This window comes from uncultured Actinomyces sp. (assembly GCF_963526355.1).
Taxonomy (GTDB): domain Bacteria; phylum Actinomycetota; class Actinomycetes; order Actinomycetales; family Actinomycetaceae; genus Actinomyces.
The window spans coordinates 43,782-53,119 of the sequence record NZ_CAUROW010000014.1 but is presented as its reverse complement, the minus strand read 5'-3'; the positions used below and the strand labels follow the sequence as shown (position 1 = coordinate 53,119).

Genomic DNA, 9,338 nt, shown 5'->3' with positions numbered 1-9,338 from the left:
TTCTCCCCCGGTGGGGGGGGGGGTGCGTTCCCCCAGCCCTACCCCCCCCCCCGCGTCCGCGGGGCCCGAACCCCCCGGCTTCCCGCCCCGACTACACGTCGTGCGCGGACTGTCCTGATGGACAGTGGGCACTGTGCCGTCGGTGAGGGCGTTCGGCCGGCGAATTGTCGACACTGGCATCATGAGCAACACACGCAACAGCAGAACAGTTCATGACAGCTCTCAATCCGTAGATCTTGCAGCCAGCCCGTCGACGTCCCGCCTGTCTCGTCGTCGTTCGGTGGTGTGGCGGGTGTTGGCGGTTCCGGTGGCGGCGGCGATCGCGTTGGGGGCGGTTGGGGGTGCGGCCTCGGCGGCGCCGTCGAAGGGGGAGGCTGAGAGCCTGAAGTCCCGGGCCCAGGGACTGGTGGATGACGGTTACCCGGCGGCTCTGGCGGCGGTGAGTGATGCCGAGGGTGAGTCGGCGGGGGTGGCTGTGGGCAAAGGCAACCTGGAGACGGGGCAGGCCCCGCCGATGGACGGTGAGGTGAGGATCGGGTCGAACACGAAGACCTTTGTGGCTGTGGTGGTCATGCAGATGGTCCAGGAGGGCAGGGTCGGGCTCGATGAGCCGATCGAGACCTACCTGCCCGGCCTGATCAGGGGCGAGGGCATCGACGGATCAAAGATCACGGTGCGCCAGCTCCTACAACACACCAGCGGACTACCTGAGTACACCGACACGACTCCCGGAAGGAGCGATATCTTCCAGGTCAAGGATCACTACGCGCAGCCGCGTGATCTACTGGATACGGCTCTGGGTAAGCCGGCGGCCTTTGAGCCGGGGACGCAGTGGGCCTACACGAATACGAACTACATTGTGCTGGGGATGCTCATTGAGCGGGTGTCTCAACGCCCAGTGGGGGAGCAGATCGACCAGCGCATCATCAAGAAGCTAGGACTGTCCCACACCTACTTCCCGGCCCCGGGAGACAGGAGCATCAAGGGCACCCACCCTCAGGGTTACCACCTCAGTGTCGACGGCGAGCTCGAGGACATTACCGAGATGGATCCGGCTTGGGCGTGGGCGGCTGGTGCGATGGTCTCGACACCCAGTGAGCTCAACACCTTCTTCCAGGCGGTCCTCGACGGCAGACTGCTGACCCAGACCAGCATCGACGAGATGAAAAATGGAGCGGTTGACGCCAGCTCGCACCTTGGGCCGGGAACGGTGTACGGGCTGGGCCTGATCGGTACTTCGCTCAGCTGTGGAGGCACCTCTTGGGGCCACGGTGGGACGATCCACGGGTACCAGACCGACAACGCCGTCGGACCTGACGGCACCGCAGCCATATTCGCCGTGACCGCCCTGCCCACAGCCATCGCGGACCAGAACAACCCGGAGAGCTCCGCCAAGGAGAAGCACCAGCGGATCAAGGATGCGGTCGACGCCACCCTGTGCCATAAGTAGCGGCGCGGCCTTGGCCTGTCCGGACCTGTCTGCCTCTCAGCGGTCCAGGCCGGCCCTCAACGCCGACGTCTTCTTCATGGCAACGCAGCACGTGCTGTCTATGAAGAAGACGACGGTGAGTGGGGAGACTGTCTTAGGACGCTGGCAATGAGTCGATGAAGACCTGTGTCACCGGGCTGGGGTTGAAGGAGTCCCAAGCCAGGTACTCCACCCGGACGGGGCCATCACTGACGGGGATGCACACGCAGCCGGGCACGTCGTGGGCCACGCTGGGAGCGACAAGGGCGGCCCCCAGCTCCTGGCGCACCAATCCGGTGAGTAAGTCGGCCGTGTTCACCTCGAAGCTCACCTCACGGCGGAGCCCGGCCCTGTCAAAGGCCAGATCGGACTGCTCACGTCCCGACGACCCCTCCGGAAAGTCCACGAACGGCTCGTCTGCCAGGTCCTCAAGGCGGAGTCGGCGCCGGCCCGCCAATCGGTGCCCCTCCGACAGCACCGCCACCAGGCGTTCCCGTGAGAGCTCTCGCGTCTGCACGCCTCGCGGCGTCGCGCCTTCCGCCAGGCCGAGGAAACCCACGTCCAGCTGCCCGGCCGCAATACGACGCAGGAACTCATCACTGCCGCCAGTGCGCACGTGCACGCCGACCTCGGGATAGCTGCGACGGAAGGCGCCCAGAACCGCCGCAACATCCACTGCCGTAACGGTCGGGATCACCCCGATGGTCAGTGACCCCCGGATCTCTCCGTGAGCGGCCGCTGCCGAGGCCTTCGCGCGCTCGGCCGCCTGCAGGCACAACCGGGCCTGTTTCACGAACGCCTCCCCAGCGGGCGTCACCTCCACCTTGCGGCTCGTGCGCGCGAACAGCCTCACCCCGAGCTCGCTCTCCAGTGACTTGATCTGGCGACTCAGCGCCGACTGCACCACGAAGCATCGCTCGGCCGCGCGTGTGAAGCTCTGCTCCTCAGCGATGGCCACGGCGTATCTCATCTGTTGCAGCTCCACCCATCAATCTTATGAGCGCATCGCTCCCATCTCATCCATGTCATCGACGAATCGATGTGCGCCCTTCAGGCTGGAGGCATGACGACTCATGCCGCCCCCTCCAGCGCCACGCGCGACTCCAGGTCGGCCACGCCCGGCGGCGCCCTGTCAGACGGCCGGATGAGAATCGCCTGGATCGTCCTGACGGCCCTGGCGCCGGCCGTGTGGGGGACGACGTACATCGTCACCACCCGTGCCCTTCCACCTGGGCATCCGGTCTTCGCCGCACTGATGCGTACACTTCCTACTGGTACCGTCGCCCTCCTCGCCGCCCGGCAGCTGCCGCGCGGAACGTGGTGGTGGAAGAGCCTCATACTCGGCGCCCTCAACATGGCCTGCTTCTTCCCGCTGCTCGTCGTCGCCGCGCAGCGCCTGCCCGGAGGTGTGGCCGCGACACTCGGGGCCGCGCAACCGCTCATCGTCGCAGGCCTCGCCGTCATCGTCCTCGGTGAGCGCCTGTCGGCATGGAGGCTGACATGGGGCGTGATCGGCGTCGTCGGTATCGCACTCGTCGTCCTGGGACCGCAGGCACAGTTCGATGCCCTTGGAGTGGCGGCCGGCCTGGGTGGTGCCGTCTCCATGGGCCTGGGAGTCGTCCTTACTAAACGTTGGGGCCGGCCCGACGGCGTCAGTGCCCTCGACCTGGCCGGCTGGCAGCTCACCGGCGCCGGCCTGCTGCTGATCGTGCCCGCCGTCGTCCTCGACGGCATCCCAACCGGAATCGGTACCAGAGCCGTTGCGGGATACGCCTGGCTCGGGCTCGTGGGAGGGCTGTCCGCCTACGTCCTTTGGTTCGCGGGCATACGCCGACTGCCGGTCACGCCGACGACGCTGCTGGGCCTGCTCTCACCCCTGACCGCGGCACTCCTCGGGCACGTCATCGCCGGTGAGGCACTCACGCCTCTCCAGCTCCTGGGATTCGCGCTCGCTCTGACCGCGATGAGCGCGGGCCAGCTCGCCCCACCCTCTTCCCGATCCTCCTCTCGAAAGGACCCGTCATGAGAATCATCGTCCTGGGTGCCACCGGCATGGCCGGAACAGCCGTCGTCAACGAGGCGCTGAGCCGCGGTCACGAGGTGACCGCCGTCTCCCGGCGGCGACGTCATCGGGCCGAAGCCGGTCTCACCTCATGCCTGCTGGACGTCACCGACGTCGAGAGCGTGGCCTGCCTCCTGGAAGACAGTGAAGCCGCCGTCGTCGCACTCCGCCCGCCTGCGGGTCACGAGAGCAACCTGGTCCGACTGACGACAGCCGTCCTGGATGCCGCCTCCAGGAGCCGAACGCCCCTGCTCATCATCGGGGGCGCAGCCCCACTGAGCTCACCCAGCGATCCCGGCACCCTCGCCATTGACGACCCCACCATTGTGCCGCCGGCCTGGAAAGACGTGGCCCAGGCGAGCCTCGATCAGTTCCGGGCCTGTCAGGCGCACCGTTACCAGGGCTGGGTCTATCTCAGCCCGCCGGCGATCTTCGGTCCGGGAGACGCTGCCGGCTCCTACCGCCGCGGAACCACCACGCTTCTGCGGGACGCCCACGGAGAATCCCGCATCAGCCCCGAGGACCTTGCTCTCGCCGTCGTCGATGAGCTGGAGCGTCCCGGAGATCAACAGCACTTCACGGTTGTCACCTCGATGCCGGAAGCGGAGGCGGACTGAGGCCGCCCCGGCCGCTCCCGGTGGCTCGTCGTCAGGAGGGGCTTGAGGGCCTCTCACGCCACGAGGCCTACGGCATCAGGACGTCGGATGGGCAGAGCCGGAGCCTGGAATTGTCCTACACCAGTGTTGATGGAGTCTCCGCACTGTCCTACATACGTCCTATGAGCAGTCGGTCGCTCAGCGAGTTTCGGAGCGCTCAGGGGTGAGGCTTCGGGTCACCAACACGGCCCCGGGTGTGGCCGCGAATGCCTCACCGAGCCACAGCGTGTTCTTCGTAGTGTTCTCGCCGCGCGTGATCCGGGCTGTGTGCTCCGGTTTGTCCTTGGTCCTCGCGACGGCGTTGCCGCAGCTCCTTCTCGGTTCAGATCCAGGACTGCAGGAACATGTGCCACAGCCAGAAGGTGCGAGAGACGGTGCGGCCGGTCCAGATGGGCCACCAGAAGGCGGCGGCGGCGCAGGCCAGGGCCGTGACCACGATGATGAGGGAAATGCCTTCGCTGCGGATCTGCCAGGTGGGCGCCGTCGTCCAGTTCGCCAGAGCGTCCCACGGTCCGCGGCGGGCTCCTCCATCGGCCTCACGCTCGTCGTCGGAGGGACTCGGTGCGGTGACGGTCATTGCTGGGTAGCCGGTCAGCTCCGCAACAGCCTGAGCCGGATCGGTCGTCGCGGCGATCGCCGTACCGGTCCTGCTGCCGGCACTTATCGTCGTGGATGCGCTGCTGCCGTTGGCCTCGGGCTCCTCGCCCTCTGCGGTACCGCTGATTAGGTACATGCCCGGATCGGTCTCCACCACCGGCGGCGTCCACACCTTGGTGCGCCCGAACTGTGGACCTAAGCCCAGGAATCTGGCGGCCACACCGCGCCAGGGCCGGATGCCTTCGCCGATCTGCCCGTTCCTCAGCGCCGTCGCCTGCGTCTCGGCCTCCTTCGACCCAGGTAACGGAGGCAGTAGGCCTGCCCCCACGCCCAGCGCCAGCACGAGAACGAGCACGACGCAGGGGACGAAGGCCACCGTGTAGAAGGTGAAGATCGTGCGGTCCCGGTACTGGAACCACGGCACGTACAGACCCAGGTAACCGATCAGGGGCACCCACGCGCGCCAGTCGCGGTTCTTCACCCCGATGATGACGATGGCGGCCAGAGCAACCACGGCGGACCACCAGATGACGATGTTTCCGATCGAGGTGATCGCCTGAATGCAGTCCCCTCCCCAGCAGTTCTGCGGCACCTGGGCCTTGTCCTCCCAGAAGAAGGATGTCGGCCGCGTCTGCAGCAGCCAGCCGTACGGTTTCGACTGATAGGTGTGTGGCGAGGCAAGGCCCACATGGAACTCGTACATCTGCTGGTGGTAGGCGATGAAGTCGTTGACACTGTTGGGTAGCGAGGGGAAGGGTACCGGCTGGTGATTCTTGAGCTGTTCGAGCGTCCATCCGTGCTTGTAGGCACCGGAGTGGGTGAACCAGGACCACCAGCCCCCGACGTAGACGACGGCGGCCACCGGCACCGTCTGCAGGAAGTCGCTCACGCCCTGGGCGATCGTCCCCTCCAGGAACCAGGCTCGCGCCCCCACCCGCCGCAGCGCCAGGGTGTCCCACACGACGACGGCGACGCCGACGACCGCCACGAGGTAGAGCCCCGACCACTTGATCGAACAGGTCAGGCCCAGGGCGACGCCGGTGGCCAGAAGCCAGGGGCGGATCGTGGCATGCGGTGCCCGTGCGCCAGGCCTCGTCCCCACCAGCCTGCGGGCCAGCCTTGCTCGTGACCACTCGCGGTCGCGCACCAGGAAGTACAGGGACAAGGTGGCGAAGAACCCGATGAACACGTCCAGCAGCCCGATGCGGGACTCGGTCAGTGCCACGCCGTCGACCGCCAGCAGCAGCCCTGCCAGACCCGCGAGCAGCGGGGAGCGGGTGAGGCGCATCGTCAAACGCGTCAGCAGCAGGACAGTCGCGATCCCGGCAATGGCTGGCATGATGCGCCAGCCGAAGGATGACGACGGCCCGAAGACCTCCATCCCGGCACCGATGAGCCACTTGCCCAGCTGTGGGTGGACGACGTAAGAGGCCTCTCTGGACATTCCGGAGAAGTCCCCGGCGGCGAAGGCCGCATCGGAGTCCGCCGCCCAGTTCGCCTCGTAACCCAGGTGCCACAGGGTGTAGGCGTCCTTGACGTAGTAGATCTCATCGAACATGAGCGTCTTGGGATGGCCCAGCCCGATGAGGCGCAGCAGCGCTGCAATGATGCCGACGACGCCGGTGACCGCCCAGCTGCGGATCCTCAGCGCGCGGGGCACGACCCGGTCCACCGGCCCGAGCCCGAGCAGGGTGCGCAGCTCGTTCTCAGTGCGTCCCTCATCGTGGCCGGTCCCCTCCCGGCCCGCGGCGTCGGTCGCTGCCGGTAATGCTGGTTCCCGGCCCGCGGTCGGGTCGGAGGAACCGTCGCGGGACTGCTCGGGGGACTGTTCGGGAGACAGTGCACTCGGAGTCGTCACGCCCCGAGTCTAGGCGGCGGCGACATCAAGGAGGTGGCGACATACTGTGTCCCATGACTGAGAGTGCCCCTTCCGCAGAAGATCACGCCGCCGGAGACGGCTCAGACGGTTCAGATGACGCTGTGCGCGTCGCTCACAGTCCTGACCTGCGCGGCGGAACCATCACCCTGGCCGCCACGCCGATCGGCAACGCCTCCGACGCCTCCCAGCGGCTGCGGCGGGGCCTGGAGCAGGCCGACCTCATTGCCGCCGAGGACACCCGTCGGCTGCGCGCCCTCGCGCAGCGCCTCGACGTCGAGACCCGCGGTCGCGTCATAGCCTTCCACGAGCACAACGAGAGAGAGCGCGCCCCTGAGCTGCTCGAAGCGGCCTGCGCCGGTCATCGCGTCCTGGTCGTCTCCGACGCCGGTATGCCGTCGGTCTCCGATCCCGGCTACCGACTCGTCCAGGCCGCTGTCCGGGCCCAGGTGCCTGTTACCGTCGCTCCGGGCCCCTCTGCGGTCCTGGCCGCCCTGGCCCTGTCCGGGCTGGCCTCCGACCGGTTCTGCTTCGAGGGATTCCTGCCCCGCAAGCCGGGGGAGCGGCGTCGCGCCCTGGAGTCCCTGGCCCCCCAGGAGCGCACCATGATCTTCCTGGAGTCGCCCCGCCGCGTCCACGACTCCCTGGCCGCCATGGCCGAGGTCCTCGGACCTGAGCGCCCGGCGGCACTGTGTCGGGAACTGACCAAGACTCACGAGCAGGTGCTGCGAGCCTCGCTGGCCGAACTCGCCCAAGCCACGGCCGACGGTGTTCTGGGGGAGGTGGTCCTCGTCGTCGCCGGTGCCGAGCCCGATGCCGTCAGTCCCACCGAGGCCGCGCGTCGGGCCCTGGCGCTGGCTGAGGCCGGCATGCGACTCAAGGCCGCCTCCGCCCTGGCGGCCGACGAGGCCGGCCTGCGCCCCAACGAGGTCTATCGCGCCGCCCTGGAGCTGCGCGAAGCCACCGTCTGAACCGCCGGCGCCCCTGTTCCCTCCCATCCCCGGCGATCCTTGTACGGCCTCGGCCCGCTCCGGAGCCCCGGCCGCTCGGGTCATCGCGGCTCCGAGGGCGCCCATACCGGCTATGTTTGGATCATGAACAACGACCAGCACACCGGCCCGACTGTCCGGGCCCGTCGGGCCCTCATCGTCGTCGACGTCCAACCCACCTTCTGCGAGGGCGGCGCTCTGGCGGTCGCCGGCGGCAACGCCGTCGCTGAGCGCATCGCCACCTACCTCTCCTCCCGCCGGGATGAGTACGACCTAGTGGTCACCACCCAGGACTGGCACATCGATCCTGGTTCACACTTCTCCAAGGCCCCCGACTTCATCGACACCTGGCCCGTCCACGGTGTGGCCGGCACCGACGAGGCCCAGCTGCACCCCGCCCTGAACGGTTCGGACATCGATGCTTCCGTCAAGAAGGGGCAGTACGCCGCCGCCTACTCCGGGTTCGAGGGAGTTGACGACGACGGGCGCGCCCTGGCCGACATCCTGAACGCCGCCGGTGTCGAGGTCGTCGACGTCGTCGGCCTGGCCGAGTCCCACTGCGTCAAGGACACCGCCCTGGACGCGACGGCGCAGGGCTACCGCGTACGGGTCCTGACCGATCTGACCGAACCGGTCAGCCCAGAGCTGGGACGAGCCGCCCGCGCCGAGATGCGCTCCGCTGGCATTGAACTGACCCCCTCTTGCTGAGGCCGGCGCGGATCAGTGCCCCTACTGGTGCGGAGCGGTGTGCGGACCCCGGTCGGTGTGATCGATTCGGGCCGGTTGGGCGGGTGCGGGACGGTAGATCACCTGGCGCGGGGCGATGCCGTAGGAACCTGAAGGCCTCGCCCCGCCCGGCGCCGCCGCCTGCGGCCATGGTGGTGGCCCTGCGGGCGGCGCCTGGGACTGATTCGGCAGCGCTGTCTGTACGGGCTGGAGATCGAGCCTGTGCCGGCGCCGCTGCGCCAGGATGACAACGATGCTCGCCGGAATCAGCGCGAGGAGCCCGCCGAAGGCGATGAGCATCCCGGATATCCCCATGATGGCGAATCGGCTGGTTGACGGGTCGGAGGGTGAGACCTCCAATCTTGCGGACAGGTCTGCCTGGCAGGAGACCTGGTGGTCTCCTGACTCGGTCGTCTTGAACCACAGGACCTGCGGGGGGTCGGAGGCGACCTTGGTGCCCTCCCGGTGGACCGGCACCTGTTTTCCGTCAGGCGCCACCGCCGTGCACTCCAAGTCGGGGTCCTTGGAGGCGAAGCTGTAGACGGACTGCGTAGTCAGCTCTCTGCTGACCGTGCTGCCGTCGACCGGCACCGGCGTGTTGTGCCGATGCGCCCGGATTGTGCCGACCAGGGCGACGGCGGCCAGGCAGACGCCGATGAGGAGCAGGGCACCGCCAATGATCGTGATGGCCCACGCTCTTCGGTGCTTGACGCGGCCATCACCTGCTGGGCACGGGTGTCCGAGAGGCGCCGGTTCTATCCATGAGGTCATAGTGTCTCCTCCTCTCGATACTCAATCGCCCGGTTGGTTGAAGCGGATGAACTATGTTTTCACTGTACACGTGATGTGGTGCTGAACTGCATCGCCGGTCCTCCTGACTGCTGCGGTGCACGCAGGGCGGGCCTCAATGACATGCAGTGACGTGGTGAGTGTCGACCGGTGGGATCGGCGGAGGCTGAAGCTG

The 9,338-nt window shown here is 67.8% G+C and carries 8 protein-coding genes; 5 read left to right on the top strand and 3 right to left on the bottom strand.

What is annotated here, in order from left to right; all coding sequences use genetic code 11:
• Positions 1 to 181 precede the first annotated feature (181 nt).
• A complete protein-coding gene (locus RWR81_RS05265; protein ID WP_314455472.1) occupies positions 182 to 1,450 on the top strand; it encodes a serine hydrolase domain-containing protein in 1,269 nt (422 codons plus the stop codon).
• A 133-nt stretch (positions 1,451 to 1,583) separates the two neighbouring features.
• Here the strand turns inward: RWR81_RS05265 and RWR81_RS05260 are convergent, their stop codons facing one another.
• On the bottom strand, positions 1,584 to 2,453 hold the full coding sequence (locus RWR81_RS05260) for a LysR family transcriptional regulator (RefSeq protein ID WP_314455469.1): 870 nt from the start codon (positions 2,451 to 2,453) through the stop codon (positions 1,584 to 1,586).
• Positions 2,454 to 2,531: 78 nt separating this feature from the next.
• Here RWR81_RS05260 and RWR81_RS05255 point away from each other — a divergent pair, with 78 nt between their 5' ends.
• The gene (locus RWR81_RS05255; RefSeq protein WP_314455466.1) at positions 2,532 to 3,494 is read left to right on the top strand and encodes an EamA family transporter; all 963 of its coding nucleotides are present in this window, start codon (positions 2,532 to 2,534) and stop codon (positions 3,492 to 3,494) included.
• Complete coding sequence (locus RWR81_RS05250) at positions 3,491 to 4,147, top strand: NAD(P)H-binding protein (RefSeq protein ID WP_314455464.1); 657 nt, start codon at positions 3,491 to 3,493, stop codon at positions 4,145 to 4,147. The genes RWR81_RS05255 and RWR81_RS05250 overlap by 4 nt, the downstream gene beginning before the upstream one ends.
• Positions 4,148 to 4,508: 361 nt before the next feature.
• Here the strand turns inward: RWR81_RS05250 and RWR81_RS05245 are convergent, their stop codons facing one another.
• On the bottom strand, positions 4,509 to 6,641 hold the full coding sequence (locus RWR81_RS05245) for a phospholipid carrier-dependent glycosyltransferase (RefSeq protein WP_314455462.1): 2,133 nt from the start codon (positions 6,639 to 6,641) through the stop codon (positions 4,509 to 4,511).
• A 53-nt stretch (positions 6,642 to 6,694) separates the two neighbouring features.
• Between RWR81_RS05245 and rsmI the strand changes: the two genes are divergently transcribed.
• Positions 6,695 to 7,630 (top strand): 16S rRNA (cytidine(1402)-2'-O)-methyltransferase, encoded by a 936-nt coding sequence (gene rsmI / locus RWR81_RS05240; protein ID WP_314455460.1) that lies wholly within the window; start codon positions 6,695 to 6,697, stop codon positions 7,628 to 7,630.
• A 123-nt stretch (positions 7,631 to 7,753) separates the two neighbouring features.
• Complete coding sequence (locus RWR81_RS05235) at positions 7,754 to 8,356, top strand: isochorismatase family protein (protein WP_314455458.1); 603 nt, start codon at positions 7,754 to 7,756, stop codon at positions 8,354 to 8,356.
• Between the two features lie 21 nt (positions 8,357 to 8,377).
• On the opposite strand, the gene RWR81_RS05230 is transcribed toward RWR81_RS05235, so the two are convergent.
• Positions 8,378 to 9,145 (bottom strand): hypothetical protein, encoded by a 768-nt coding sequence (locus RWR81_RS05230; RefSeq protein WP_314455455.1) that lies wholly within the window; start codon positions 9,143 to 9,145, stop codon positions 8,378 to 8,380.
• Between the last annotated feature and the right edge of the window lie 193 nt (positions 9,146 to 9,338).

Coding starts and splice junctions, on each gene's coding strand:
- RWR81_RS05265 (WP_314455472.1), top strand. CDS start 182: ATGAGCAACACACGCAACAGCAGAACAGTTCATGACAGCTCTCAATCC.
- RWR81_RS05255 (WP_314455466.1), top strand. CDS start 2,532: ATGACGACTCATGCCGCCCCCTCCAGCGCCACGCGCGACTCCAGGTCG.
- RWR81_RS05250 (WP_314455464.1), top strand. CDS start 3,491: ATGAGAATCATCGTCCTGGGTGCCACCGGCATGGCCGGAACAGCCGTC.
- rsmI (WP_314455460.1), top strand. CDS start 6,695: ATGACTGAGAGTGCCCCTTCCGCAGAAGATCACGCCGCCGGAGACGGC.
- RWR81_RS05235 (WP_314455458.1), top strand. CDS start 7,754: ATGAACAACGACCAGCACACCGGCCCGACTGTCCGGGCCCGTCGGGCC.
- RWR81_RS05230 (WP_314455455.1), bottom strand. CDS start 9,145: ATGACCTCATGGATAGAACCGGCGCCTCTCGGACACCCGTGCCCAGCA.